The sequence below is a fragment of the Streptomyces sp. NPDC005281 genome, from assembly GCF_040607495.1.
Taxonomy (GTDB): domain Bacteria; phylum Actinomycetota; class Actinomycetes; order Streptomycetales; family Streptomycetaceae; genus Streptomyces.
On sequence record NZ_JBEXGX010000012.1, the window covers coordinates 114,617 to 138,375 of the forward strand.

Consider the following 23,759-nt stretch of genomic DNA (forward strand, 5'->3'; position numbering starts at 1 on the left):
GGCCTCGCCCTCAATCGCCGGACGGACTGGAACTTTCCGACGCCGGAAAGAATCCAGCCCCTCCGGCGATTGAGGAGCGGGGATCCGGGGGGCGGCGCCCCCGGGTACGGCGACTGCGCCCCGGACATGGGGAAGGGACGGGGGCGGAGGCGGAGGTGGAGGCGGAGGTGGAGGCGAAAACGCGACGACCCCGTCGGGGGAACCTCCGACGGGGTCGCAACGGACGCGTGGGTCAACGGCGGGCGACGCCCTCCGCACGGGCGGCGGCGGCCACCGCGGCCGTCACCGCTGGAGCCACCCGCTCGTCGAACGGCGAGGGGATGACGTAGTCCGCGGCGAGGTCGTCACCGACGACCGCGGCGAGCGCGTCGGCCGCGGCGATCTTCATGCCCTCGGTGATCCGGGAGGCCCGGACCTGGAGCGCACCGGCGAAGATGCCGGGGAAGGCCAGCACGTTGTTGATCTGGTTCGGGAAGTCCGACCGCCCGGTCGCGACGACGGCCGCGTACTTGTGGGCGATGTCGGGGTGCACCTCGGGGTTCGGGTTGGCCATCGCGAAGACGAAGGCGCCCGGAGCCATGGAGGCGACCGCCGGCTCCGGCACCGTACCGCCGGAGACTCCGATGAAGACGTCGGCGCCCGCGAGCGCCGCCTCCAGCGAACCGGAGATCCCCGCCTTGTTGGTGATCTCCGCGAGCTCCCGCTTGACGTCCGTCAGGTCGTCCCGGTCCCGCGACACGACGCCCCTGCGGTCGGCGACCGCGACATCGCCGAGGCCGGCCTCCAGCAGGAACTTGGCGATGGCGATACCGGCCGCGCCCGCTCCGGAGATCACCGCGCGCAGGTCGCCGAGCGAGCGCCCGGTGAGCCTGGCGGCGTTCCGCAGGGCCGCGAGGGTCACGACGGCGGTCCCGTGCTGGTCGTCGTGGAAGACCGGAATGTCCAGTCGCTCCTGGAGCTTGCGCTCGATCTCGAAGCACCGCGGTGCCGAGATGTCCTCCAGATTGACGCCCCCGAAGGAGGGAGCGAGCCGGACCACGGTCTCGACGATCTCGTCGACGCCGGTGCAGGCGAGCGCGATCGGCACCGCGTCGACCCCGCCGAACTGCTTGAAGAGGATGGCCTTGCCCTCCATGACGGGGAGCGAGGCCTCCGGGCCGATGTCACCGAGCCCGAGCACTGCCGTGCCGTCGGTCACCACGGCGACCACGGACGACTTCCACGTGTAGTCGTGGACGAGTTCCGGCTGCTCGGCGATCGCGCTGCACACCTTCGCGACGCCGGGCGTGTAAGCCAGGGACAGGTCGTCCTTGTCGCGGATGGGCACGGTGGCCTGCACAGCCATCTTGCCGCCGCGGTGCAGCGCGAAAGCCGGGTCGAAGGAATCGAGGGGCTCGGCCCCGCCTTCCTGATCCGTACTGCTGTCGCTGCGAGGATTGACGATCTCCGCTGCCACTTTGTTTTACCCCTTAAGTCTTCAATGTTTGAGGGTGACCACTCCTGGTTGAGGGGTGGGCGGGCACCGCGCAGGCCCTGCCGCCGTGATTGCGTACGGGCCGCTGCGCGACGGGCGCGCCGCACACGCGCCCTGAGCCCCGGATGAGGGGTGTAAAGAACCTTCTTACCGGACGAACGGTGTCGAGGACGAGTCCATAGAGCCAAGATCACACGCCGGTGAGATGACTCATGCCCTGATCCATTGACACATACCGACATGTCCCCGTTCGGACACTAGTGCCGCGTAGCGGTCTTCCGCCTGCCGCGATGCACCGGAGATCTTCCTGCCGGAAGAAAGGATTTCCGCACAAGATCCGGTTGTGCTGGACCACTCAGTGACGGTTCGGGGGTCACCCGTTATCCGATTTTGACATAGCGGTCACCATGAATCTCGCGGTCCGAATGGCAAGATGCCGTCATTACACGAGGTCGCGACACTCGAAGGTGTGTGTTTCCGTCGACCTATCGGCTAGTCCCTGATCTGCCGGAGGAACCCTCATGACCGCACGCACCACCCGTCGTACCAAGGCCGCGCAGTCCCGGATAGCAGCGGTCGGCGCGATCGCGGTCGCCGGCGCACTGGTCCTCACCGGTTGCGGTGACCAGACCAAGAAGGGCAGCTCCAGCGACACGGCCTCCAACAGCGCCCCCCTGTTCTCCAAGCTGCCCAAGAAGATCCAGGACGCGGGCGTCATCAAGGTCGGCACGAACGCCGAGTACGCGCCCATGGAGTCGACCGAGGGCGGCAAGATCGTCGGCGTCGACCCGGACCTGGCCGACGCGCTGGCCAAGCAGCTCGGCGTGAAGTTCGAGTTCACCTCGGGCTCCTTCGACGGCCTGATCACCGCCGTCAACTCCGGCCGCTACGACATCGGCATGTCGTCCATCACGGACAACAAGCAGCGCCAGGAAGGCCTGGACGACAAGGGCAAGAAGCTCGGCCAGGGCGTCGACTTCGTGGACTACTTCACGGCCGGTACGGCCATCTACGTGAAGAAGGGCAACCCTGAGGGCATCAAGGGCATCGAGGACCTCTGCGGCAAGACGGCCGCCGTGCAGCAGGGCACCACGTACGAGGCGGCCCTGAAGGACCAGTCCAAGAAGTGCACGGACGCCGGCAAGAAGGCCATCAACATCGAGTCGTTCCAGAACGACACCGAGGCCCAGACCCGCGTGAAGTCCGGCGGCGCGGTGGCCGGCATCAACGACTACCCGGTCGCGGTCGACCTGTCCAACAAGGCCGACGGCGGCAAGGCGTTCGAGGTCATCAACAAGCAGTACGACGCCGGACCGTTCGGCATCATCCTGAACAAGAACAACACCCAGCTCCGTGACGCGCTGAAGGACGCCGTCGACGCGATCATCAAGGACGGTTCTTACCAGAAGGTCCTTGAGAAGTGGGGCGCCCAGTCCGGCGCGATCGAGCAGTCCGCGATCAACGGCGGCAAGTAAGCCGAGCGCACCACTGAAGGGCAGTCACGTGACTGACAATCTCGACAAGTCCGCCTCGGACACCCCGCCCCCGGGCGACACGGTGTCCCAGAGCGGGACATCCGGGCCGGACCCGGAGACCATCAAGGCGATCCCCGTCCGGCACTACGGCCGGTGGGTCAGCGGCGTCATAGTCGTGGCGCTGCTGGTGGCGCTCGGCATCGCGTTCTCGCAGGGCAACATCCAGTGGCACACGGTCGGCGACCAGCTCTTCGTGTCCAGTGTCGTCCAGGGCGCCGGCCGCACGCTGCTGATCAGCATCCTCGCCATGATCGTGGGTGTGGTGCTCGGCATCGTCCTCGCGGTGATGCGGCTCTCGAAGAACCCGGTGACCAGCACGGTCGCCTGGCTGTACATCTGGTTCTTCCGCGGCACGCCGGTGTACGTCCAGCTGCTGCTCTGGTTCAACCTGGCGCTGATCTTCCCCGTTCTGAATCTCGGGCCGATCTACAAGAACAACATGACGGACGTCATGACCCCGTTCATGTGCGCCCTGCTGGGTCTCGGTCTGAACGAGGCCGCGTACATGGCCGAGATCTGCCGCGCCGGCCTGCTGGCCGTCGACGAGGGCCAGACGGAGGCCGCGCAGGCGCTGGGCATGAGCCACACCAAGACGCTGTTCCGGATCGTGATCCCGCAGGCGATGCGGGTGATCGTGCCGCCGACCGGCAACGAGTTCATCAACATGCTGAAGACCTCGTCGCTGGTGTACGCGGTCACGTACAACGAGTTGCTGCGCTCCACCTCGGCGATCGGCTCCACGTCGTACGCCGTCATGGAGATGCTGTTTGTCGCCTCCATCTGGTACCTGGCCATGACCAGCGTGTTCAGCGTCTTCCAGTACTACCTGGAGCGCTACTACGCACGCGGTTCCAGCCGCAGCCTGCCGCCGACCGTCTTCCAGAAGATCAAGGCGAACATGCTCGGGCTCGGCAGTGAGAGGGGCAAGGCATGACCGCGATGGTGAAGTCGGAGGGCGTCCACAAGTCCTTCGGTCCGCTGGAGGTCCTCAAGGGCATCGACCTGGAGGTGAACACCGGTGAGGTGTTCTGCCTGATCGGCCCGTCCGGCTCCGGCAAGTCGACGTTTCTCAGGTGCATCAACCACCTTGAGAAGATCAACGCCGGCCGGCTGTACGTGGACGGCGACCTGGTCGGCTACCGCCAGAAGGGCGACAAGCTCTACGAGCTCAAGGACAGCGAGGTCGCCCTGAAGCGCCGGGACATCGGCATGGTCTTCCAGCGCTTCAACCTGTTCCCGCACATGACGGCCGTCGAGAACGTCATGGAAGCGCCGATCCAGGTGAAGGGCGCGAAGAAGTCGGAGGCCCGGGACCGCGCGATGGAGCTGCTCGATCGCGTCGGCCTGTCCGACAAGGCGAAGAACTACCCCTCGCAGCTCTCCGGCGGTCAGCAGCAGCGCGTGGCGATCGCCCGCGCGCTGGCGATGGACCCGAAGCTGATGCTCTTCGACGAGCCGACCTCGGCGCTGGACCCGGAGCTGGTCGGTGACGTCCTCGACGTCATGCGCGACCTCGCCGAGTCCGGTATGACGATGGTCGTCGTCACGCACGAGATGGGCTTCGCCCGTGAGGTCGGCGACAGCCTGGTCTTCATGGACGGCGGTGTGGTCGTCGAGTCCGGCAACCCGCGCGACGTCCTGACGGACCCGCAGCACGAGCGCACGAAGTCGTTCCTGTCGAAGGTCCTCTGACCGGAACACCGGCGCTCCAGGGCGCAGGAACAAGGGGCGGTACGGGTCTCCCGTACCGCCCCTTCCTCATACCCCCGGTTCCCGGCCCCCCGTTGTCATGTCCTGCCCGCTACTTCAGCAGGGCCGGGTTCTGGATCAGCTTGGTGAGCTGGGCCCGGGTCAGCGGCGGGGTCTTGAGCAGCGGGCCGAGCCGGCCCTTGCCCTGGAAGCCGGCGCTGTCCCGCACGTGCAGCGCACTGCCGTTCTTGAGCGCGAGGACCGCGCCGATCGTCCGCCCTCCACGAAAGCGTGCAGAGCGGCTTCCTCGCCGCGCGTCATCCCGCCCCCCTTCCCCGGCCCGCGCTCGCGGACCGTCTCACCCTTCCAGTGCGGCGAGTGGTGCCGCGGGACGCGGGAGAGGCGGTACGGATTTTCCGTACCGCCTCCGGCAGGGCCCGCGGGCGGGCTACTTGACCGCGAGCACCAGCGCGTCCGAGGGGGAGCTCCAGACCGGCCGGGCCTCGCCGAAGCCCTGTTCGCGCAGCACGCGCGCGTGCCAGCCGGCGGAGGGCGTGTCGCCGTCGGCGTGCTCGCCGTAGATCTCGAAGCGGCGGGCGGTGGGTCCGGCGAGGACGGGGTCCTGGGCGGCGACCTTCCACCATTCCGCCCAGTCGAGGGCGCCGTCCCGCCTGGCCCCGTCCATACGGGCGTGCCGCTGGGTGCGTTCGGCGGCGTTGATCCGGGGGGTCGTCCCGTCGATCATGTGGTCGGCGTTCATGAACACCCCGCCGTCACGGACGAGTTCGGCGATCTGGCCGTAGAGGGCGGTGAGGGGTCCGCTGTGCAGCCAGTGCAGGGCCGTGGCGGTCAGGACGGCGTCGTACGTGTCGTACGGCAGCCGGGCGCGCCACCCGGGGTCCTTGAGGTCGGCGGTGACGAGGGAGACCCGGTCGTCGCCGGCGAAGGTGCCCTCGGCGATGGCGAGGAGGGCGGGGTCGAGGTCGACTCCGGTGCTGGTGGCTCCGGGGAGGCGGGCGAGCAGCCGGGCGGTGATGGTGCCGGTGCCACAGGCGAGGTCGAGGACGCGGGGCTCGGGTCCGACGAGCGCCTCGGTCATGTCGAGCATCACCCGGAAGCGGTCCTCGCGGTCCGGCATGTACCACTCCTGCTGCCGGTCCCAGCTCCGCTGCCAGGCATGCCAGTCCGTTCCGGTGCCGATGGCCATGAAAGCCCCTCCTCCAGTCGACCACGTAATACCCTGTAAGCGCGATCAGCTGTTACCTGACCGCCGGCACGACGATAGAGCGCCTTCGTAAGGACTACAAGTGGAACTGGCCTATTACTCGGATTACGCCGTCCGCCTCGTCAACACCGAGGAACCGGCCCGCGGCAAGGACTCGCTGACCTCCGTCGAAGCCGTCCGTGACCTGTTCGGGGGGAACTCCTCGGCGGCCCGCCGGGCCGCGGAGGCGGACGTCACCCGCTTCCGTTCGGTACGGGGACGACTGCGCGCGGTCTTCGAGGCAGCGGCCGGCGGCGAGGAGACCCTCGCCGTGGACCTGCTGAACTCCCTGCTCCTCGAATTCCCGGTGAGCCCGCAGATCTCGGGGCACGACCACCGCGACGACGACGGCCGCCCGCTGTGGCACATGCACCTGGCGGACCACCCGTCGAACGCGACCGCGGGCTACGCGGCGATCGCGGCGATGGGCCTCGCCTTCCATCTGACCGAGTACGGCGTCGACCGTCTCGGCCTGTGCGAGGCGGCCCCCTGCCGCAACGCCTACCTGGACACCTCGACCAACCGGTCCCGGCGCTACTGCTCGGACCGCTGCGCGACCCGCGCCAATGTCGCGGCCTACCGCGCCCGCAAGCGCCTGGAGGCGGACCGCGCGGGGAGCACGGGCCTGGCCGCCACCAGCACCCAGCGCACGACGGCGAACGGCGAACGCTGACCCGCCTTCGGCGGCCGGAAACGGAACCGCACCTTCCCTAGGACGAGTTCCTCGGGAACGGTTCCGTAGTCGGTGCTGTCCCCGCCCGCGAACGTGTTGTCCCCGAGCACCCACCAGCCGCCCTCGCGCCGCTCCGCGATCCGCTTCACGACGAGCAGGTCCTGCTGGAACGGATGACGCAGGACGACGACATCGCCGGGCCGCACCCTCGCCCCCCAGTGAACGACGAGCCGATCCCCGTGCTGGAGCGTGGGCACCATCGAAGGGCCCGTCACCTCCGCCGCCCCGAACGGCAGCAGAGCCCTCCCCCGCTCGGTCTCCTGCGACAGCTCCGGCATCGACGGCACCTCCCCGGTCCTATCCTCCACCAGTCCCAGTTTCACCCCGGACTTTTGTCCTAAGCCCATGGGGGCACTCGCGAAATACCTTCTCCCACGGAGTAATGTCCCACCTGAGAAGACGATCACGAGGAAGGACAGCTCAATGCTCTCCCGCCTGTTTGCCCCCAAGGTGAAGGTCAGCGCGCACTGCGACCTGCCCTGCGGTGTGTACGACCCGGCCCAGGCCCGCATCGAGGCGGAGTCGGTCAAGGCCGTCCAGGACAAGATGGCCGGCAACGACGACCCGCACTTCCAGGCTCGCGCCACGGTCATCAAGGAGCAGCGCGCCGAGCTCGCGAAGCACCACGTGTCGGTGCTCTGGAGCGACTACTTCAAGCCCCCGCACTTCGAGAAGTACCCGGAGCTGCACCAGCTGGTGAACGACACCCTCAAGGCCCTCTCGGCCGCGAAGGCGTCCACCGACCCGGCGACGGGCCAGAAGGCGCTGGACTACATCGCCCAGATCGACAAGATCTTCTGGGAGACCAAGAAGGCCTGACCTTCGTCCGGGCCGTCCGAACCGCGTCCGCGCGGCTCGCGCCGCCCGCTCGTCCGCACCCGGTCCGCGGGGCCGCCGATCCCGGCGTCCCCGACGGTCCGGGTGCGTACTGCTTTCCCGGGGCCACGCGGGCTGCCTTTTCACACGGGCAGCTGGCGCATCTCGATCACCCGCAGGCCCAGTGCCTGGAACCGGGTGAGCAGCCCGTACAGATGGGCGTCGTCGATCACGGTGCCGAAGAACAGCGTCTGCTCCTTCGTACGAACCTTGTCGAGTTCGGAAAAGGCCGAGGCGAGCGTGTCCGAAACAATGCCGGCGATGCGGAATTCGTAGCGCATACGAGCACTTCCCTCGGGGCCGGGGCGCGGGGTCCGCTGCGATGCCCTGCCATCGTCGGTCGCCCGAACCGATGTGGCATCCCCCGGTGCGGGCGACATCCGCCCACCTCGGAGCGCTCCCGCTCACACCCTCGCCACTCCACCTTCCACCCGTGCCCCGGCGGCGCGCTCTCCGGCGGCGGGAAAAGGCCCGGAAATCCGAAACGGGTGAGCCCGCGGCGCTCCCCGGACCCGGTACTCCCCGGACGCCGTACTCCCCGGACCCGGTGCTCCCCCGCTGCGGCGCTCACCTTCGAGGGGTGAGGCGGCGGGTGGTCACCTGCGGCGGGTGAGGCGGCGTGATGGCCGCCCCGGCGGGTGAGCCGCGGGCCGCGCGGGCGGTGAGCGGTGATGCGGAGGGCCGCGCGGGCGGTGAACCTTGAGGGGCGGGTCCGCGTTCCACCGGTCCCGGGACCGCCTCGGAGGATGCCCGATGAACGCTCTCGCGGCAGCCGGCCGGAACGCCTCCGTGCGCACCGGCCGCGCCGCGTTCCGCCGCCGGCGGCGGCTGCGCGCGGGCCTGCTCCAACTCGCGTCCATCGGCGTCGGCCTCGGCCTCGGCCTGATCGTCCCGGAGATTCGCCGCGGACCCCTGCTGCCGTCCCGCCAGGTGGCCGAGCTGCTGCTCGCGACCGGCTTCGGGGTGCTCGGCGCGGCCACGGTCATCTTCTCGGTGCTGTTCCTGGTGGTGCAGTGGGCGGCCACCACCTTCACCCCCCGGCTCACCCTGTTCCGGGACGCCCCGATCGTGTGGCGGACCTTCGCCTTCGTCGTCGGACTGACCGTCTTCTGCGCCACCGCGGCCCTGACCGTCGCCGGCCGGGACGAGGTCTCGGTGATCGTGCCGGCCGGCGCGGGCGTCCTGCTGCTCCTGCTGCTGGCGCTGCTGCGCGGTCTTCTGCTCCAGGCGGTCGCCGCGATCCAGCTGGCACCGGTGCTCCGCTCCATCTCGGAACGCGGCCGGCACAACCTCGACGTCCTCTGCGCGGGCGCCCCGGAAGGCACCGGTCCGGTCGGTGCCGGAGGCCCGGCAGGCGCGGGAGGCACGGGAGATCCCGGGGATCCGAACTGTCCCGCCGGTACGGACCGGCTGCGGTCGACGGTCGGCTGGCCGGGGGCCGGCGCGGTGCTGCAACGCGTGGACACCGGCCGGCTGGCGGATGCCGCGCGGGCGGCGAACGCGGTCGTCGTCCTGCGGGTGAGCCCGGGCACCGCCTTGCGGTACGGCACCACGGTCGCCGAGGTGTACGACGGCGAGCTCCCCGACTCCGCCGTCCTGCGTGGCCTGGAGACCGGCGTCGAGCGGGTCTTCGACCAGGACACCGGACTCGCGTTCAGGCTGCTCGCCGACATCGCGCTCAGGGCCCTGTCCCCGGCGGTCAACGACCCCGCCACGGCGGTGCAGGCACTGGACGCCGTGGAGGATCTGCTGTCCCGGCCGGTCCCGGCGCGGGGCGGGCCGCGCGAGATCGCCGACCGGGCGGGCACCGTCCGCGTTCTGGTCCCGCTGCCCGGGTGGGAGGACTTCCTGCGGACGGCGCTCGACGACGTGATCCCGGCGGCCCGGAACTCGCCGATGGTCCTCATGCGCCTCCGCACGCTCCTGGAGGACCTGCGCGGCACGGGCCAGGGCCGGCCCGACGGCCCCCTCACCAGGCGCCGGGCCTGGGTGGACGAGGAGCTCGATACCGGATTTCCCCGGCTGCGGGACGCCCTTGCGGAGGAGCACGAGGACGGCCCGGAGTATCCGGACGGCCGGTGAGGCGGCCGGGGAGCGGGGCGCCGGGGAGCGCGGAGGTCCGGACCGGTCCCCCGCCGTTGCACACGAGCGGACACCCGGAAGGGGCCCCGACCGTACGAAAGGGCCGTCCGGCAGCCCGTGCCGGCGGATCCGCGAGCTCACCCGCGGAGGGTGATCCGCAGACACGGGGAGCCACCGCACTCTGGAGCCGGAGCAAGACGTCACGCGTCAGAGAGGGCACCGCTCATGGCCTGCACCCAGCGGCAGATCCGGCCCGTGCCGGGTGTGCCGTGCCCCGGGCCCGTACGCCACGGCCCGAAGGAGCCTGAACGGTCCTTCGCCCCGCCGCGGCTGCCGGGACCCCCGAGGCGCACGCCGTCGACGCGGCCGCTGCCGCCCCCGGACGACGCCCCGAACGTCGCACCGATCACGCCGATCACACCGGAAGACGTCGTCACGGCCCGTCCGGTGTGTCCGGGGGGTCCCGCTCGCCCCCCGCCTTCGAGCGTCTGTCCGGCGGCGGACACCGCGGCACCTTCACCGTCCGCCCCACCACCGCGCTCCGCGCACTGACCCGCCAGGCCCTGCCGACCGGCCGCAACCCCATGGCGGCCGGGCCTGGGCGGAATCCCCGAGATCGCGACCCGGCGCCCGGCGACAGTTCGATCCGCCCGACACCAAGGCAACGCTCGCGGAGATGTCGCACAACCGACAGGAGTTCGACCATGAACGGCTCGACGGTCAATCTGGCAGCGGACTACCCCCTGCTGCAGGTCTTCTGGACCACGATGTGGTTCTTCCTCTGGATCCTCTGGTTCATGCTGCTCTTCCGTGTCATCGGGGACATCTTCCGCGACGACGAGCTGAACGGCTGGGGCAAGGCGGGCTGGTGCGTCTTCGTCGTCATCCTGCCCTTCCTGGGCATCTTCGTGTACCTGATCGCGCGGGGCCGCGGCATGGGCGAGCGCGAGATGCGGCGCATCCAGAAGAGCCAGGAGGACATGAACACCTACATCCGTGAGACCGCCGGCTCCTCCGGCGGCACCGGCAAGGCCGACGAACTGGCGAAGCTCGCGGACCTCAAGAACCACGGCCACATCACGGCCGAGGAGTTCGAGAAGGCCAAGGCGAAGGTCCTCGCCGCCTGACGGCACGGACACCCCCGCGCACGAACGGCCACCGCCGTCCCCCGGACCAGTGATCCCCCTGGGGGCGGCGGTCCGTTGTGCCATTCTGGGGAGGTGGCGAATCCCAGACCGCTCGAAGACCTGGTCCGGCTGCGGCAGGCGCGCGACCGGATGAACCGCGAGTACGCGGAGCCGTGGGACATGGCCACACTCGCGCGCACCGCGCTGATGTCGCCCGGGCACTTCCAGCGGAGTTTCCGGGAGGCGTTCGGCGAGACGCCGTACACCTATCTGATGACCCGCCGGATCGAGCGCGCGAAGGCTCTGCTGCGGCGCGGCGACATGACGGTGACCGAGGTGTGCTTCGCGGTGGGCTGCACCTCGCTCGGTTCCTTCAGCTCACGGTTCACGGAGCTGGTCGGCGAGACCCCGAGCGCGTACCGGGCCCGTCCGCACGACCACGGCGCCCCCATTCCGTCCTGCGTGTCCCGCCGGCTGACCCGCCCCGCCCGTCACCGCAACCCGGAGGCGGAACCGGGCACGCGGCTCTGAGCCCGGCGCCGTGGCGGGCGCCGGGCCCCGGGCCGGGTACTTGCCACGGCACTAAGGGCTGTCCCGTAATCCCCGGTGGATCAGCGCGCGGCGTCAGATGCGGTGCATCGCAATGCGGAGGGTCGTCCTCATACCGGGCGTATTCGGGCGATCCGACAACGCGGCGTGGGGGTACCCCCTGCTCGAAGAGCTTGGGGGAGCCGTAGCTGTCGTCGTGCGCCCGCCGGGGATTACGGGACAGCCCTTAGGTTGGACGCATGGATCTGAAACTGTCCCAGTGCTTCATCTCCGTCGACGACCACGACAAGGCGCTCGCCTTCTACCGTGACGTGCTGGGCCTCGAGGTCAGGGGCGACGTCGGGTTCGAGGGGATGCGGTGGGTCACCGTGGGCTCACCGCTCCAGCCGGACGTGGAGATCGTCCTGGAACCCCCGGCCGCCGACCCGGACGCCTCCGCCGCTGACAAGCAGGCCATGGCCGAGCTGCTGGCCAAGGGGATGCTGCGCGGAGTGATCTTCTCGACGACCGACTGCGACGAGCTCTTCGAACGGGTTCGCGCCTCGGGCGCCGATGTCGTCCAGGAACCCGAGGACCAGCCGTACGGTCTGCGCGACTGCGCCTTCCGCGACCCGGCGGGCAACCTGCTGCGCTTCGCGGAGAAGCCCGCCAGGGGCTGACCGGGTCGGGGCACGGCCGGGCGGCGCTCCTTCGGGGCCGCGGGACCGGCCGTCGTTCCCGGGTGCACGCGGACATCCGCCGGGGGCGACGGGCGGCCGGGATCACCCGGGAGAGACACTACGTGTTCCGCGGGCACGATCCGCCCGTGGAACGAACCGTCCGCACGCCCCGAGGAGCCACCCGTGCCGTCCGCGCGCCCCCGTGTCCTGTTCGTCAGCGACCTGGCCTATCCGGCCAAGGGGCGGCGGTACTGCGACGAGGACATCGCCCTGACCTCGCGGCTGCGCGAGGACTTCGACATCGCCGTCTGCCACCCGCTGGACGCGGCCGCGCTGATGACCGGCTTCGACGCCGTGGTCGTACGCAACAGCGGTCCTGTCCTGCACTACCAGGCCGCCTACGACGCGTTCCGCGAGCGGGCGCTCGCGGCGGGCGTCCGCGTCTACAACCAGCTGTCGGGCAAGGGGGACATGGCCGGCAAGGGCTACCTGCTGGAGCTGACCGCGGCCGGGTTCCCCGTCATCCCGACCGTCGACCGGGCGGAGGATCTCGGACTGCTGCCCGAGGCCGGCATGTACGTGGTGAAGCCGAAGCAGGGGGCCGACTCCATCGGCCTGGAGTTCGTACCGCGCGAGCGCCTCGCCGGCCTGGCGTTCGGCGACATCCTCGTGCAGCCGCGCGTCGAGTTCCGTTACGAGGTGTCGTTCTACTTCGTCGACCACACCCTTCAGTACGCCCTGTACGCGCCCGACCCGGAACGGCGCTGGGCCCTGGAGCCCTACGAACCGACCGACGAGGACCGGGAGTTCGCGCAGCGGTTCGTCGCGTGGAACGACATCGGGTACGGCATCCAGCGCGTGGACGCCTGCCGCGCCCCCGGCGGCGAACTGCTCCTCGTCGAACTGGAGGACCTCAACCCGTATCTCTCCCTCGACGTCCTCTCCCCCGAGGTCCGGGACGCCTTCGTCGCGCGGATGAAGACGTCGCTGCGCGCCCTGATCGCGCAGGAGACGGTATGAGCGAGGGCGGCGGTCCGGCGGAGAACACCGCGGCGGCCACGGGCCCGGCCATCCGGTGGACCCATGTCTTCGTCGACCGGCCCGCGGCGGATCTCGGACCCGCGCTCGGCTTCTGGACGGCGGTCACCGGCACCGGATCGTCCGAACCCCGGGGCGAGAGAGGCGAGTTCGTGACGCTGCAGCCCGTCGAGGGCGACGCGTACGTGAAGGCGCAGGGCGTCCGGGACGGCGCCGGGGGCGCGCATCTCTGCCTGTCCGTGGAGGACGTACCGGCACTGGTGGGGTGGGCGCTGCGGCTGGGTGCCGAGCTCGTCGCGGACCACGACGGGTGGGCCGTACTGAGCTCTCCCGCAGGGCAGTCGTTCTGCGCGGTGCCCTGGAACGGGGAGTCGGCGCGGCCGCCGGTCACCGAGGGGCCCGACGGGGCGACGAGCCGGCTCGACCAGGTGAGCATCGACCTGGCGCCGGGCGTGTTCGACGCCGAGACCGTCTTCTGGAGCGAGCTCACGGGGTGGGAGTCCCTCCCCGGAGCGTTCCCGGAGTTCCATCTGGTCAGGCCGCCCGCCGGGCTGCCGCTGCGCATCCTGCTGCAACGCCTCGGCACCGAGCGCCCCACCTCGGCCCACCTGGACCTCGCCTGCTCGGACGTCGACGCGGTCCGGGCCCGTCACGAGGCCCTGGGGGCGACGGCGGTCGGCCGGGGGGCGCGCTGGACGGTGATGCGGGACCCCGTCGGCGGCGTCTACTGCCTGACCGGCCGCGACCCGGAGACGGGCAGCCTGCCCTAGGGACCGGTCGCGTAGACACAGATGACGGCGCTGCCGTCGCCCGCGCTCGGGCAGGGGAGCGCCGGAGGTCCGGAGGAGAGCGACGGTGTCGGGGACTCCCCGCCACCATGCTCGGAGTTGTACCAACCGGTGGGCGGTGGCGGCGCCGCCGAGGCCTGGAGCCCCAGTGTGAAGACACCGCCGCCGATCACGGCGATCGCCCACACCACCAGGATCCGGCGCCACACCCGGCGTCGTTCCCCCGAAGCCGTCACGCCGAGGCCGCCCCGCCCCGCTTCCAGACCTCCACGTCCACGACCGCCTCGACCGCGATCGGCCCGTAGATGTGCGGGAACTCCTCCCCGCCGGGCTCCATGGCCTCGAAGCGGACCGGCGCCGTGAGCCGTCCGGCGTCGATCACGAGGACCACGAGCTCGTCGGGCCCGCTCCAGGAGCCGTACACCATGGCGGCCACGGCGGGGAGTTGGCGGCGCAGCGAGCAGTGGATGAAGCCCTCCTCCGCGAGGGTCCGGCCGCGGGTGGAGATCTCGAAGGTGCCTGACGCGCGGGCCGCGTCCCACAGGGAACGTTCGGTCAGATGCAGGAGAGGTTCGGACATGCGGACCACGCTACGACCGCAGCCGGGCCGCCCGCACCTCCAGATAGCGGCGCTCGGGCAGGCTGAGGGTCTTGGCGGCCGCCGACGCGTAGGCGTTCCGCGCCGCGTCCGGGTCGCCAGCGCGCTCCAGCAGATGCCCCCTGACCGCGTCCAGCCGGTGCCCGCCGGCCGACTCGCCCTCCAGCCGGTCGAGTTCGGTGAGGGCGGCGCGCGGTCCGTGCACCATGGCCACCGCGACCGCGCGGTTGAGGCGTTCGACGGGGCCCGGGACCCGGCGGACGAGGTGGTCGTACAGGCCGAGGATCTCGGTCCAGTCCGTCGCCTCCGGCGTGGGTGCCTCGTCGTGGACCGCGGCGATCGCGGCCCGGAGCGCGTAGGGGCCGGCCGGCCCCAGTGCCAGCGCCCCGGTCACCAGCGCCACTCCCTCCTCGATCGCCTGCCTGTCCCAGCGCGTGCGGTCCTGTTCGTCGAGGGGGACGAGTTCTCCGTGCGGCCCGGTCCGCGCGGCACGCCGGGCGTCGGTGAGCAGCATCAGCGCGAGCAGGCCGGCCACCTCACCCTCCTCGGGCAGCAGTTGCCGGACGGTGCGGGTCAACCGGACTGCTTCCTGGGCGAGTTCGGCCCGCTGGAGCGCCGTGCCCGAGGTCGCCGTGTAGCCCTCGTTGAAGATCAGGTAGAGGGTGTGCAGGACGGCGGGGAGCCGTTCCTCCCAGTGGTCGGGGCGACCGAGACCGACGTCTCGCACCCGTTGCTTGGCCCGGCTGATCCGCTGGGCCATGGTCGCCTCGGGCACCAGGTACGCCCGCGCGATCTCCGCCGTGGTCAGACCGCCGACCGCGCGCAGGGTGAGGGCGATCTGCGCGGCCGGGGACAGGGCGGGTTGGCAGCACAGGAACAGGAGGGAGAGGGTGTCGTCCAGTGACGGGGCGCGGTCCACGCCCGGCGGCGGGGCCGTGAAGGCGTCCCGCGGGGTAAGCGCCGCGGCCTTCTCCTCACGCAGCCGCCGTGCCTCCTCGGCGCGCAGGGCGTCGACGAGCCGCCGCGAGGCGACCTTGATCAGCCATCCGCGCGGGTTGTCGGGCACGCCTTTCGCGGGCCACTGCCCGGCTGCCGCGAGCAGCGCCTCCTGGGCGGCGTCCTCGGCCGCGTCGAAGTGCCCGTAGCGGCGGACGAGTGCGCCGAGGACCTGCGGCGCGTGGCGGCGCAGCAGATCCTCGACGTCGGTCGTGTCCCTCATCCCGCTCAGATGTCCCCGGCACCGTCCTGGATGGGCCGGATGACCACCGGGCGTCCGGTGCCGCCCGCGGGGCCCGGGCAGTGGGTGACCCGCTCGGCGATCTCGGTGACCCGCTCCAGGCTCGCGCAATCGACCACCCAGTAGCCGGCCATCAGCTCCTTGGTCTCGCTGTACGGGCCGTCGGTGATCACGGCCTTGCCGTCGGGGCCCAGGGACACCTGACGGGCCCGCGCGGGATCGGTCAGCCCCTGGGCGTCGACGAGCTCGCCGGATTCGGAGAGGTCGTCGCCGATCGCGCCCATGTAGGCGTACATCGCCTGGAGTTCCTGCTCGCTCCAGGCCGGCGCGTGCTCGGAGGCGTTGCCCCGCATGCCCTCGTAGTCGGCCTGTGTGCCCTGCACCATCACCAGGTACTTCATGAGTCCGCTCCTTCGGCTTCCTCGGCTCGGACCGCCCGTGGTGGGCGGCTCTCACAGGGGACGTCGGAGCCGGCCGGCGTTTCTCTACACGTCTCCGCGTGCTCTTTTCCCGTCTTTCCCGGTGTCACGCGGCGTCGCGCGGCGGTGTCCGGTGCGGGTCAGGGTTTCTCCGCCGCGGCCTCCTCCGGCAGACCGTGCCCGTGCGCCTGTCCTCGTACGGGTCCGGGCTCGTCCGCGCAGGCGGCGCAGTCCGGGTTGTGGCAGGGTCCGGGACCCCATCGGGGTACCCAGGCGCCCAGGGTCTTGTACCGGTGCACGATCGTGGCGACCGGCTGCCCGCATTCGGGACATACATGCTCATCGGTGCCCATGTCTTCAGGGTAGGACGGCGGACCGGCCGCTTCCTGTCGTATGTCCGTGACCGGCCGGGACCTGGGCCCGCCACCTGGGTCCCGGACCGGCCGGGCCCGGGCCTGCGCCTGCGCCTGCCACTGCCACTGCCACTGCCACTGCCACTGTGCCTGCGACTACCCGTGCGCCTGCCCCTGCGACTACCCCTGTGCCCGCATCCGCGCCTGCCCGGCCGGACGCGGCTCGCGCCACATCGGCCACATCCGCGGCCCGTCCGGCAGATCGAGGGGGCTGCCCGTGAGCGCGAAGCCGAGCCGTTCGTACAGTGCGCGGCTGCGGGCGTTGCTCGCCTCCAGATAGGCAGCCAGCCCCTCGCGGTCGCAGCGGTCGAGGACCGACTCGATCAGCGCGCCGCCGAGCCCCTCGCCCTGGCGCTCCGGCGCCACCCCGATCATCCACAGGTACGCGTGGGCCCGCCCCTCAGGATGGATGCCGGCCGTCAGCCGACCTATCAGCTCGATCCGTTCGTTGTCCGGGTCGACGGCCGCGCGCAACAGGGCGGGACCGTCCTCGTCCGCCGCATCGCCCTCGGCGTCGTCCTCACCCCCGCCGTCGTGGTTCCCGGCCGCGGGAACGGACAGCCACAGGGCGCAGGCCGAGCCGTCCTCGGCGAGATCGATACGCCCTTCGGCGAGCACGACATCGGTGAAGGCCGCCATCAGCCCGGGGTGCTTCGCGCGGCGGTGCGCCCGGTCGGGGAAGACCCAGTTGCTCACCGGATCGTCCTGGAAGGCCTCGTCCAGCAGCCGCACGACCAGCTCCCGGTCCGCCTCGCCCGCCACCCGGATCGCCACACCCATGACCAGTCCCGCCCTTCGCCCCAACCCGCCTCGACCGTACGGCGGTTGAGCCTATTACGGCGTGGTGCCGGCTCACGCCCGCCGGGGGTACCGGAAGGCGGAGGGGGTGCGGGCCCCGCGCTCCGTGGGGACGCGCGGGGCCGCCTTCCGAAGCCGGACACCGTACGGCTGTCAGGTGCCATGCGGTGCCGGGGTTCCAGGGTCGCGGAGCTCAGTTGCTGCGCCGGGTGACGAACTCGGCCAGCGCGAGGAGCCCGCCCGCCGCCTCGGGGTCGGGGATCGCGCGGGACAGTTCGTGCATCGCCCGGGACATCCGGTCGGCCGCCTGGACCTGCGCCCAGTCACGCCCTCCCGCCCGCTCGACGGCCAGCACCGTGCGCTCCAGCTCCCCTTCCCGGTACGGCGCCGCGTACAGCTCGGCCAGCTCGGCGGCCGCCGGGGTGCCCGAGGTGAGCGCGGCCACCACGGGCAGCGACTTCTTGCGGGCGGCGAGGTCCGCCCCGGCCGCTTTGCCGGTACGGACGGGGTCCCCCCAGATCCCGATCACGTCGTCGATCAGCTGGAACGCGAGCCCCGCCTCCCGGCCGAACGCGTCCAGCGCCTCGACCTCCTCGGTGTCCGCCCCCGCGTACAGGCCGCCGATGGCACAGGCGCTGCCGAGCAGTGCTCCCGTCTTCGCCTCGGCCATGGCGAGGCACTCGTCGAGGGTGACCTCGTCCGGGCCGAGCTTCTCCATGGCGGTGTCCGTGTGCTGTCCGGCGCACAGTTCGACCACGCAGCCCGCGAGTCGCGCGGCGGCCGCCGGGGACGCGGGGTGCGGGTCCTCGGCCAGCATCCGCAGGGCCAGCGCGTGCAGGGCGTCCCCGGCGAGAATCGCGTCGGCGTCGCCGAACACGGTCCACGCGGTGGCCCGGTGTCTTCGGGTGGTGTCCCGGTCCATCAGGTCGTCGTGCAGCAGGCTGAAGTTGTGGATCAGCTCCACCGCCGCGGCCGCCCGTACGGCCGCCGTGCGCTGTCCGCCGAGCGCCCAGGCCGCGCTCAGCACGAGCGCGGGCCGGATGGCCTTGCCCGCGTTCCCGGCCCCGGGAGTGCCGTCCGCCTGCTCCCAGCCGAAGTGGTACAGCGCGATCCGGCGCATCGAGCCCGGCAGCGAGTCGACGGCCCGGCGCAGTTCGGGGTCGACCAACGCCCGTGCCCGTTCCAGGACGACCGAGGCCTCCTGCACGTCGGGCGGGCCCGGCGTGTCCCGTCCCTTCATGGGCCTCCCGCCGCTGCCGTGCCGGTCCGCGGTCCCCGCCGGGCGCCGTCCGCCGGGGATCGCGGCCGGTCCCTGCCGGGTCCGGGTCGTCACGTCCTCACCCGCCCGGTCGCGCCGCCCCGTCCGCCGGAGGTGGCACCGGGAAGGCCGCCGGGCGCGCGCCCCCGTCGTGGTCCCGCCTTCCGGGGCGGGACCACGACGGGCCGCGCTTCGCGGATCGTCACCGCCAGCGGCCGATCTCGACGTTCTCCAGGATGCCGAGGGCGTCCGGCACGAGGACCGCGGCCGAGTAGTACGCCGTCACCAGGTAGGAGATGATCGCCTGTTCGTTGATGCCCATGAAGCGCACCGACAGGCTCGGCTCGATCTCGTCCGGGATGCCCGCCTGCTGTAGGCCGACCACTCCCTGTTCGGCCTCGCCGGTACGCAGGGCGATGATCGAGGTCGTACGGGCGTCGCTGACCGGGATCTTGTTGCACGGGAAGAGCGGGATCCCGCGCCAGGTCGGGATGCGGTTGCCTGCCACCTCGATGCTCTCGGGGACGAGCCCGCGCTTGTTCAGTTCGCGGCCGAACGCGGAGATCGCGCGAGGGTGGGCGAGGAACAGCTTGGTGCCGCGGCGGCGGCTGAGCAGTTCGTCCAGGTCGTCCGGGCTCGGTACGCCGTCGTGCGGCTGGAGCCGCTGGTCGTACTCGCAGTTGTTGAGAAGGCCGAACTCGCGGTTGTTGATGAGTTCGTGCTCCTGGCGCTCCTTCAGCGCCTCCACGGTGAGCCGCAACTGCTGCTCGGTCTGGTTCATCGGCTGGTTGTAGAGGTCGGCCACACGGGTGTGCAGCCGCAGGACGGTCTGGGCGATGCTCAGTTCGTACTCGCGCGGGGACGCGTCGTAGTCCACGAAGGTGCCCGGGATGTCCTGCTCACCGGTGTGGCCGGCCGCGAGGTCGATCTCCTTCTCGCCGTACTTGTTGGTGCGCTGCGACGGAATCGCGCGCAGCTCCTGGAGATGTTCGTTCAGGGACTCCGAGCGCTCGGCGACCTGTTCGAGGTCCTGGCGGGGCAGGACGAGCACGGTGACCGCCGTCACCGCGCGGGCCGTGTACTCCCAGATGGCCTCCGGGTCGATGAGCGACTGTTCGCCGAAGTACGCGCCGTCGGCGAGGACTCCGAGCACCGCGTCGCCCCCGTAGGGGCCGGTGCCGATCTTCTCGACCTTGCCGTGCGCCAGCAGGAACACCTCCTCGGCCCGGCTGCCGAACGAGGCGAGCACCTCGCCCGGGGCGAACTCCCGCTGCTGGCACCGCCGGGCGAGTTCGCCCAGCACGTCGTGATCCTCGTACGACCGCAGCACGGACAGTTCTCCGAGCTCCGCGGGGATGACCTCGACGCGGTCGCCCGTCTTGACGAACGTCACCCGGCCGTCGCCCACGGAGTAGCTGAGCCGCCGGTTCACGCGGTACGTGCCACCCTGCACGTTCACCCACGGAAGCATGCGCAGCAGCCAGCGCGAGCTGATCTCCTGCATCTGTGGCGCGGACTTGGTGGTGGTGGCCAGGTTCCGCGCGGCGGATGTGCCGAGACTCTGCTGCGGACGGTTCTGCTCCGCGCGGACCTCTTCGCCTACCGACATGAAAATTGCCCTCCCGGTCGTGCACTGATCTTCGTGGCCAAGCCTTTCATCACGGAGTGTGCTGATGCCATTACACGAATGAGGGGGAATGGATCACTCCGGACCTGGGCATGGAGGGGCGATTCCGTTCCCGCCGGGCTGACCGGATCGGCTCGCACGCCGTACGAACGGGTGGGCCCGGCGGGCCGGCCGCCGATAGAAGCTGCGGTACGAGACGGCCACGGCAGGGTGGCCGGCGTACAGCGCGAAGGAGTCGGCCATGGCATCGCCCATGTCCGCGGGCAGTTTCCTGGACCGGATCAGGGACGAAGGCGTCCATGTCGTCGAGGTCGGCGACTGGGAGCATCACAACCGCAATCACAAGGGCCCGTGGGGGCCGGTGCACGGGGTGATGATCCACCACACGGTGACCTCGGGCAGCACGCTCACGGTCGGACTGTGCCGCGAGGGCCGCGAGGACCTGCCGGGACCGCTGTGCCACGGGGTCATCACCAAGGACGGCGTCGTCCATCTGGTCGGCTACGGCCGGGCCAACCACGCGGGCCTCGGCGACGACGACGTGCTGCGCGCGGTGATCGCCGAGAAGGCGCTGCCGCACGACAACGAGGCGAACACCGACGGCAACCGCCACTTCTACGGCTTCGAGTGCGAGAACCTCGGCGACGGCAAGGACCCGTGGCCCGAGGTCCAGCTGGACGCCATCGGCAAGGTCTCCGCCGCCATCTGCCGGTTCCACGGCTGGACGGAGCGCTCGGTCATCGGCCACCTGGAGTGGCAGCCGGGAAAGGTGGACCCGAGGGGCTTCACGATGAACGCCCTGCGGGCGCGCGTCCGCGAGCTGCTGAAGTGAAGCTGCCGAAGTGAGCTGAGCCGCGGAGGTCCGGCGCGGACGGCCGGCCTCGCGGGCCCCCGCGTCCGGCCGTCCCCGGACAGATGTCCGACAATGGGGCCGTGACCAGCCCCGACACCCCGGACGGCACCGCCCCCGACGACACCCCGGCCCGCGCCGCGACGGCCGGCCCCTCGGACCCGCGCACCTCTGCCGGCGCGCCGGGAGCCGTGGGCCGGGGCACCACGGCCGGTCCCTCGGAGCCGCGCGTCCCCGGCCCGCCGCCACGGCTGCCGTCCCCCTTGCGCGAGGTCGTGGACAGCCGGTTCGAGCGGTGCGGGGTCAGGCTCGTGCTGAAGCGGGACGATCTGATCCACCCGGACCTGATCGGCAACAAGTGGCGCAAGCTGACGCCGAACCTCGAAGCGGCGGCGGGCCGCACACTGGTCACCTTCGGCGGGGCCTATTCGAACCATCTGCGCGCCACCGCCGCCGCGGGCCGGCTGACGGGTCTGGCCACCCTGGGCGTGGTCCGCGGCCAGGAACTGGCCGACCGCCCCCTCAATCCCTCGCTGGCCCGCTGCGCCGCCGACGGCATGCGTCTTCACTTCGTCGACAGATCGACCTACCGGCACAAGTCGGAACCCCGGACGCTGGCGGGGATCCTGCGCGCCACGGGCACCGAGGACGCGTACGTGGTGCCCGAGGGCGGCAGCAACGCCCCGGCCGTACGCGGCTGCCGGGCGCTCGGTGAGGAACTGCGGGACGCGGACGGCGTCGACGTGGCCGCCCTCGCCTGCGGCACCGGCGGCACCCTCGCCGGGACGGCCGCGGGCCTCGGTCCGGATCAACGCGCCCTGGGCTTCCCTGTCCTGCGCGGCGGCTTCCTCGACGCCGACACGACGGCCCTCCAGACGGCCGCGTTCGGCGCCCGGCGCGGGAACTGGTCCCTCGACGACCGCTTCCACTTCGGCGGCTACGCCCGCACCGCCCCCGAACTCGACGCCTTCGCCGAGGACTTCGAGCAGCGGCACGGGCTGCCCGTCGAACGTCTCTATGTCGCCAAGATGCTCTACGGACTTGTCGCTCTCGCCGGGGAAGGGGCGTTCCCGCGCGGTACGACGGTGGCGGCGGTGATCACCGGAGCGCCGTTCCCGGCCGAGGGGAACGGGCGCTGACCGCTCAGGCCGCCTCCCGGTAGGCGGCCGCCTCCTCCAGGTCCAGCCGGCGCAGCAGCGTGCGCAGCATCTCGTCGTCGATGTAGCGGTGGTCGCGCAGCTTCACGAAGACGTCGCGCTCGGTGCCGATCATCTCGCGGGAGAGACGGCGGTAGGTGTCGTCCGCGGTCTCGCCGGTGACGGGGTTGACCGCGCCGAGCCGCTCCCAGACGGCGTTGCGGCGCCGTTCCATGACCGTGCGCAGCCGCTCGGCGAGCGGCGGGGGCAGGGCGTTGCGCTCGTCGGCGAGGAGTTCGTCGAGGCGCTCCTCGGCGGCGCGGGACGCCTGCGCCTGGGCGTTCGCCTCGGCGAGGGTCTCGGCCTGTGTGTCGCGTCCGGGCAGTTTCAGCAGCCGGATGAGCGGGGGCAGGGTCAGTCCCTGCACGACCAGGGTGCCGATGACGGTGGTGAAGGTCAGGAAGAGGATCAGGTTGCGGTCGGGGAAGGCTTCGCCGCCGTGCACGGTGAGCGGGATGGAGAAGGCGATGGCGAGGGAGACGACACCGCGCATGCCGGCCCAGCCGATGACGAACGGACCCTTCCAGGTGGGGTTGGCCTCGCGTTCACGGATGCGCGCCGACAGGAGGCGGGGCAGGAAGGTGGCGGGGTACACCCACACGAAGCGGGTCGCGACGACGACGAGGAAGAGGGCGACGGCGTACCAGGCGGCGCTCGTGCCCTCGTAGGCGCCGAGGCCCTTGAGGACGACCGGCAGCTGGAGTCCGATGAGCGCGAACACCGCGGACTCCAGGACGAACGCGACCATCTTCCACACCGCCTCCTCCTGGAGCCGGGTCGCGAAGTCCACCTCCCAGGAGCGGTGTCCGAGGTAGAGCGCGACGACGACCACCGCGAGCACGCCGGAGGCGTTCAGCTGCTCGGCGATCCCGTAGGCGACGAAGGGGATCAGCAGGGAGAGGGTGTTCTGGAGGAGTGCCTCGTTCATGTGCGTGCGCAGCCAGTGGATGGGGATCATCAGAACGAGCCCGACGACCACACCGCCGACCGCCGCGAGCAGGAACTCGCCGATGCCGCCGGCCCAGGTCGCGCCCTCGCCGACCGCCGCGGCGAGGGCCACCTTGTAGGCGGTGATCGCGGTCGCGTCGTTCACGAGGGACTCGCCCTGGAGGATCGTGGTGATCCGCGAGGGCAGTCCCACCCGGCGCGCGACGGCCGTCGCGGCCACCGCGTCCGGGGGCGCGACCACGGCGCCGAGGACGAGGGCCGCGGGCAGCGGCAGGCTCGGGACGAGCAGATAGGCGGCCCAGCCGACCATGAGGGTCGCGAAGAGGACGTACCCGACCGACAGCAGCGCGACGGGCCTCAACTGGGCCCTCAGGTCGAGGTAGGAGCTGTCGGTGGCCGCCGTGTACAGCAGCGGGGGCAGCACCAGCGGGAGCACGACGTCGGGGTCGAGTTCGTACGCGGGCACCCCGGGGACGTACGAGACCAGCAGGCTCACGGCGACGATCAGCAGGGGTGCCGGGACCGGGGTGCGGCGGGCGGCCCCGGCGACCGCCGCGCTCCCCGCGACCAGCAACAGCAGTGGCAGCACATCCATCGTCTT

27 protein-coding genes are annotated in these 23,759 nt (G+C 71.3%); 13 read left to right on the forward strand and 14 right to left on the reverse strand.

Features of this window, described 5'->3' with window-relative positions; all coding sequences use genetic code 11:
- Positions 1-232: 232 nt before the first annotated feature.
- Positions 233-1,456 (reverse strand): NADP-dependent malic enzyme, encoded by a 1,224-nt coding sequence (locus ABZV42_RS18680; protein WP_355981350.1) that lies wholly within the window; start codon positions 1,454-1,456, stop codon positions 233-235.
- 539 nt (positions 1,457-1,995) lie between these two features.
- On the opposite strand from ABZV42_RS18680, the gene ABZV42_RS18685 reads away from it, so the two are divergent.
- Genes ABZV42_RS18685 through ABZV42_RS18695 form a run of 3 tightly spaced genes read left to right on the forward strand, consistent with a single transcriptional unit; the run spans position 1,996 to position 4,701 of the window.
- Positions 1,996-2,949 carry an ABC transporter substrate-binding protein gene (locus tag ABZV42_RS18685; RefSeq protein WP_356052746.1) on the forward strand — a complete coding sequence of 318 codons (954 nt, stop codon included), beginning with the start codon at positions 1,996-1,998 and terminating at the stop codon, positions 2,947-2,949.
- Positions 2,950-2,977: 28 nt separating this feature from the next.
- Positions 2,978-3,943, forward strand: coding sequence for an amino acid ABC transporter permease (locus tag ABZV42_RS18690; protein ID WP_356052748.1), 966 nt, complete (start codon positions 2,978-2,980; stop codon positions 3,941-3,943).
- Positions 3,940-4,701, forward strand: coding sequence for an amino acid ABC transporter ATP-binding protein (locus ABZV42_RS18695; RefSeq protein ID WP_356052750.1), 762 nt, complete (start codon positions 3,940-3,942; stop codon positions 4,699-4,701). The genes ABZV42_RS18690 and ABZV42_RS18695 overlap by 4 nt, the downstream gene beginning before the upstream one ends.
- Positions 4,702-5,146: 445 nt before the next feature.
- On the opposite strand, the gene ABZV42_RS18700 is transcribed toward ABZV42_RS18695, so the two are convergent.
- Entirely contained in the window at positions 5,147-5,905 is a 759-nt protein-coding gene (locus tag ABZV42_RS18700) for a class I SAM-dependent methyltransferase (RefSeq protein WP_355981341.1), read from the reverse strand.
- A gap of 100 nt (positions 5,906-6,005) precedes the next feature.
- Here ABZV42_RS18700 and ABZV42_RS18705 point away from each other — a divergent pair, with 100 nt between their 5' ends.
- The gene (locus ABZV42_RS18705; protein WP_355981338.1) at positions 6,006-6,635 is read left to right on the forward strand and encodes a CGNR zinc finger domain-containing protein; all 630 of its coding nucleotides are present in this window, start codon (positions 6,006-6,008) and stop codon (positions 6,633-6,635) included.
- Here ABZV42_RS18705 and sodX read toward each other — a convergent pair.
- On the reverse strand, positions 6,539-6,973 hold the full coding sequence (gene sodX / locus ABZV42_RS18710) for a nickel-type superoxide dismutase maturation protease (protein WP_356052752.1): 435 nt from the start codon (positions 6,971-6,973) through the stop codon (positions 6,539-6,541). The genes ABZV42_RS18705 and sodX overlap by 97 nt on opposite strands.
- A gap of 145 nt (positions 6,974-7,118) precedes the next feature.
- On the opposite strand from sodX, the gene sodN reads away from it, so the two are divergent.
- Positions 7,119-7,514: a superoxide dismutase, Ni gene (gene sodN / locus ABZV42_RS18715; protein ID WP_053662116.1), complete on the forward strand. Its 396-nt coding sequence runs from the start codon at positions 7,119-7,121 to the stop codon at positions 7,512-7,514.
- A gap of 140 nt (positions 7,515-7,654) precedes the next feature.
- On the opposite strand, the gene ABZV42_RS18720 is transcribed toward sodN, so the two are convergent.
- Positions 7,655-7,852 carry a hypothetical protein gene (locus ABZV42_RS18720; RefSeq protein WP_328671357.1) on the reverse strand — a complete coding sequence of 66 codons (198 nt, stop codon included), beginning with the start codon at positions 7,850-7,852 and terminating at the stop codon, positions 7,655-7,657.
- 472 nt (positions 7,853-8,324) lie between these two features.
- On the opposite strand from ABZV42_RS18720, the gene ABZV42_RS18725 reads away from it, so the two are divergent.
- Positions 8,325-9,653 (forward strand): DUF2254 family protein, encoded by a 1,329-nt coding sequence (locus ABZV42_RS18725; protein ID WP_356052754.1) that lies wholly within the window; start codon positions 8,325-8,327, stop codon positions 9,651-9,653.
- A 200-nt stretch (positions 9,654-9,853) separates the two neighbouring features.
- Here the strand turns inward: ABZV42_RS18725 and ABZV42_RS18730 are convergent, their stop codons facing one another.
- Positions 9,854-10,090 carry a hypothetical protein gene (locus ABZV42_RS18730; RefSeq protein WP_355981328.1) on the reverse strand — a complete coding sequence of 79 codons (237 nt, stop codon included), beginning with the start codon at positions 10,088-10,090 and terminating at the stop codon, positions 9,854-9,856.
- A gap of 267 nt (positions 10,091-10,357) precedes the next feature.
- Between ABZV42_RS18730 and ABZV42_RS18735 the strand changes: the two genes are divergently transcribed.
- The 5 genes from ABZV42_RS18735 to ABZV42_RS18755 all read left to right on the forward strand — a co-directional run bounded on the left by ABZV42_RS18735 (position 10,358) and on the right by ABZV42_RS18755 (position 13,796).
- Positions 10,358-10,780, forward strand: a complete 423-nt coding sequence (locus ABZV42_RS18735; RefSeq protein WP_355981326.1) for an SHOCT domain-containing protein — start codon at positions 10,358-10,360, stop codon at positions 10,778-10,780.
- A 150-nt stretch (positions 10,781-10,930) separates the two neighbouring features.
- Positions 10,931-11,311, forward strand: coding sequence for a helix-turn-helix transcriptional regulator (locus ABZV42_RS18740; protein ID WP_339135756.1), 381 nt, complete (start codon positions 10,931-10,933; stop codon positions 11,309-11,311).
- Positions 11,312-11,568: 257 nt separating this feature from the next.
- On the forward strand, positions 11,569-11,988 hold the full coding sequence (locus ABZV42_RS18745) for a VOC family protein (RefSeq protein ID WP_355991703.1): 420 nt from the start codon (positions 11,569-11,571) through the stop codon (positions 11,986-11,988).
- 183 nt (positions 11,989-12,171) lie between these two features.
- On the forward strand, positions 12,172-13,008 hold the full coding sequence (locus ABZV42_RS18750) for a hypothetical protein (RefSeq protein WP_356052756.1): 837 nt from the start codon (positions 12,172-12,174) through the stop codon (positions 13,006-13,008).
- On the forward strand, positions 13,005-13,796 hold the full coding sequence (locus tag ABZV42_RS18755) for a VOC family protein (protein ID WP_356052758.1): 792 nt from the start codon (positions 13,005-13,007) through the stop codon (positions 13,794-13,796). Before ABZV42_RS18750 ends, ABZV42_RS18755 begins: the two co-directional genes overlap by 4 nt.
- Here ABZV42_RS18755 and ABZV42_RS18760 read toward each other — a convergent pair.
- The 8 genes from ABZV42_RS18760 to ABZV42_RS18795 all read right to left on the reverse strand — a co-directional run bounded on the left by ABZV42_RS18760 (position 13,793) and on the right by ABZV42_RS18795 (position 20,146).
- Complete coding sequence (locus tag ABZV42_RS18760; RefSeq protein ID WP_355991694.1) at positions 13,793-14,050, reverse strand: hypothetical protein; 258 nt, start codon at positions 14,048-14,050, stop codon at positions 13,793-13,795. The genes ABZV42_RS18755 and ABZV42_RS18760 overlap by 4 nt on opposite strands.
- Positions 14,047-14,394, reverse strand: coding sequence for a DUF952 domain-containing protein (locus ABZV42_RS18765; RefSeq protein WP_355991692.1), 348 nt, complete (start codon positions 14,392-14,394; stop codon positions 14,047-14,049). The genes ABZV42_RS18760 and ABZV42_RS18765 overlap by 4 nt, the downstream gene beginning before the upstream one ends.
- A gap of 10 nt (positions 14,395-14,404) precedes the next feature.
- The gene (locus ABZV42_RS18770) at positions 14,405-15,631 is read right to left on the reverse strand and encodes a DUF6596 domain-containing protein (protein WP_356052760.1); all 1,227 of its coding nucleotides are present in this window, start codon (positions 15,629-15,631) and stop codon (positions 14,405-14,407) included.
- A 5-nt stretch (positions 15,632-15,636) separates the two neighbouring features.
- Positions 15,637-16,050: a YciI family protein gene (locus ABZV42_RS18775; RefSeq protein WP_355991688.1), complete on the reverse strand. Its 414-nt coding sequence runs from the start codon at positions 16,048-16,050 to the stop codon at positions 15,637-15,639.
- 158 nt (positions 16,051-16,208) lie between these two features.
- Positions 16,209-16,421 carry a hypothetical protein gene (locus tag ABZV42_RS18780; protein ID WP_355991686.1) on the reverse strand — a complete coding sequence of 71 codons (213 nt, stop codon included), beginning with the start codon at positions 16,419-16,421 and terminating at the stop codon, positions 16,209-16,211.
- A gap of 180 nt (positions 16,422-16,601) precedes the next feature.
- Entirely contained in the window at positions 16,602-17,261 is a 660-nt protein-coding gene (locus ABZV42_RS18785; RefSeq protein ID WP_355991684.1) for a GNAT family N-acetyltransferase, read from the reverse strand.
- Between the two features lie 211 nt (positions 17,262-17,472).
- A complete protein-coding gene (locus tag ABZV42_RS18790) occupies positions 17,473-18,519 on the reverse strand; it encodes a family 2 encapsulin nanocompartment cargo protein polyprenyl transferase (protein ID WP_355991705.1) in 1,047 nt (348 codons plus the stop codon).
- Between the two features lie 220 nt (positions 18,520-18,739).
- Complete coding sequence (locus ABZV42_RS18795) at positions 18,740-20,146, reverse strand: family 2B encapsulin nanocompartment shell protein (RefSeq protein WP_355985389.1); 1,407 nt, start codon at positions 20,144-20,146, stop codon at positions 18,740-18,742.
- 259 nt (positions 20,147-20,405) lie between these two features.
- Between ABZV42_RS18795 and ABZV42_RS18800 the strand changes: the two genes are divergently transcribed.
- Together ABZV42_RS18800 and ABZV42_RS18805 are read left to right on the forward strand one after the other, a co-directional pair.
- Entirely contained in the window at positions 20,406-20,996 is a 591-nt protein-coding gene (locus ABZV42_RS18800; RefSeq protein ID WP_355985387.1) for an N-acetylmuramoyl-L-alanine amidase, read from the forward strand.
- Positions 20,997-21,205: 209 nt separating this feature from the next.
- The gene (locus tag ABZV42_RS18805; protein WP_355985398.1) at positions 21,206-22,153 is read left to right on the forward strand and encodes a pyridoxal-phosphate dependent enzyme; all 948 of its coding nucleotides are present in this window, start codon (positions 21,206-21,208) and stop codon (positions 22,151-22,153) included.
- A gap of 4 nt (positions 22,154-22,157) precedes the next feature.
- Here ABZV42_RS18805 and ABZV42_RS18810 read toward each other — a convergent pair whose 3' ends face one another.
- Positions 22,158-23,753 (reverse strand): Na+/H+ antiporter, encoded by a 1,596-nt coding sequence (locus ABZV42_RS18810; protein ID WP_355985385.1) that lies wholly within the window; start codon positions 23,751-23,753, stop codon positions 22,158-22,160.
- Positions 23,754-23,759: the final 6 nt, after the last annotated feature.

What these genes read in the sequence shown, in the direction of transcription:
- ABZV42_RS18755 (WP_356052758.1), top strand. Translation starts at nt 13,005, where the DNA reads ATGAGCGAGGGCGGCGGTCCGGCGGAGAACACCGCGGCGGCCACGGGC.
- ABZV42_RS18735 (WP_355981326.1), top strand. Translation starts at nt 10,358, where the DNA reads ATGAACGGCTCGACGGTCAATCTGGCAGCGGACTACCCCCTGCTGCAG.
- ABZV42_RS18700 (WP_355981341.1), bottom strand. Translation starts at nt 5,905, where the DNA reads ATGGCCATCGGCACCGGAACGGACTGGCATGCCTGGCAGCGGAGCTGG.
- ABZV42_RS18780 (WP_355991686.1), bottom strand. Translation starts at nt 16,421, where the DNA reads ATGGGCACCGATGAGCATGTATGTCCCGAATGCGGGCAGCCGGTCGCC.
- ABZV42_RS18795 (WP_355985389.1), bottom strand. Translation starts at nt 20,146, where the DNA reads ATGTCGGTAGGCGAAGAGGTCCGCGCGGAGCAGAACCGTCCGCAGCAG.
- ABZV42_RS18685 (WP_356052746.1), top strand. Translation starts at nt 1,996, where the DNA reads ATGACCGCACGCACCACCCGTCGTACCAAGGCCGCGCAGTCCCGGATA.
- ABZV42_RS18725 (WP_356052754.1), top strand. Translation starts at nt 8,325, where the DNA reads ATGAACGCTCTCGCGGCAGCCGGCCGGAACGCCTCCGTGCGCACCGGC.
- ABZV42_RS18745 (WP_355991703.1), top strand. Translation starts at nt 11,569, where the DNA reads ATGGATCTGAAACTGTCCCAGTGCTTCATCTCCGTCGACGACCACGAC.
- ABZV42_RS18765 (WP_355991692.1), bottom strand. Translation starts at nt 14,394, where the DNA reads ATGTCCGAACCTCTCCTGCATCTGACCGAACGTTCCCTGTGGGACGCG.
- ABZV42_RS18720 (WP_328671357.1), bottom strand. Translation starts at nt 7,852, where the DNA reads ATGCGCTACGAATTCCGCATCGCCGGCATTGTTTCGGACACGCTCGCC.
- ABZV42_RS18740 (WP_339135756.1), top strand. Translation starts at nt 10,931, where the DNA reads ATGAACCGCGAGTACGCGGAGCCGTGGGACATGGCCACACTCGCGCGC.
- sodN (WP_053662116.1), top strand. Translation starts at nt 7,119, where the DNA reads ATGCTCTCCCGCCTGTTTGCCCCCAAGGTGAAGGTCAGCGCGCACTGC.
- ABZV42_RS18770 (WP_356052760.1), bottom strand. Translation starts at nt 15,631, where the DNA reads ATGAGGGACACGACCGACGTCGAGGATCTGCTGCGCCGCCACGCGCCG.
- sodX (WP_356052752.1), bottom strand. Translation starts at nt 6,973, where the DNA reads ATGCCGGAGCTGTCGCAGGAGACCGAGCGGGGGAGGGCTCTGCTGCCG.
- ABZV42_RS18810 (WP_355985385.1), bottom strand. Translation starts at nt 23,753, where the DNA reads ATGGATGTGCTGCCACTGCTGTTGCTGGTCGCGGGGAGCGCGGCGGTC.
- ABZV42_RS18790 (WP_355991705.1), bottom strand. Translation starts at nt 18,519, where the DNA reads ATGAAGGGACGGGACACGCCGGGCCCGCCCGACGTGCAGGAGGCCTCG.
- ABZV42_RS18800 (WP_355985387.1), top strand. Translation starts at nt 20,406, where the DNA reads ATGGCATCGCCCATGTCCGCGGGCAGTTTCCTGGACCGGATCAGGGAC.
- ABZV42_RS18785 (WP_355991684.1), bottom strand. Translation starts at nt 17,261, where the DNA reads ATGGGTGTGGCGATCCGGGTGGCGGGCGAGGCGGACCGGGAGCTGGTC.
- ABZV42_RS18775 (WP_355991688.1), bottom strand. Translation starts at nt 16,050, where the DNA reads ATGAAGTACCTGGTGATGGTGCAGGGCACACAGGCCGACTACGAGGGC.
- ABZV42_RS18695 (WP_356052750.1), top strand. Translation starts at nt 3,940, where the DNA reads ATGACCGCGATGGTGAAGTCGGAGGGCGTCCACAAGTCCTTCGGTCCG.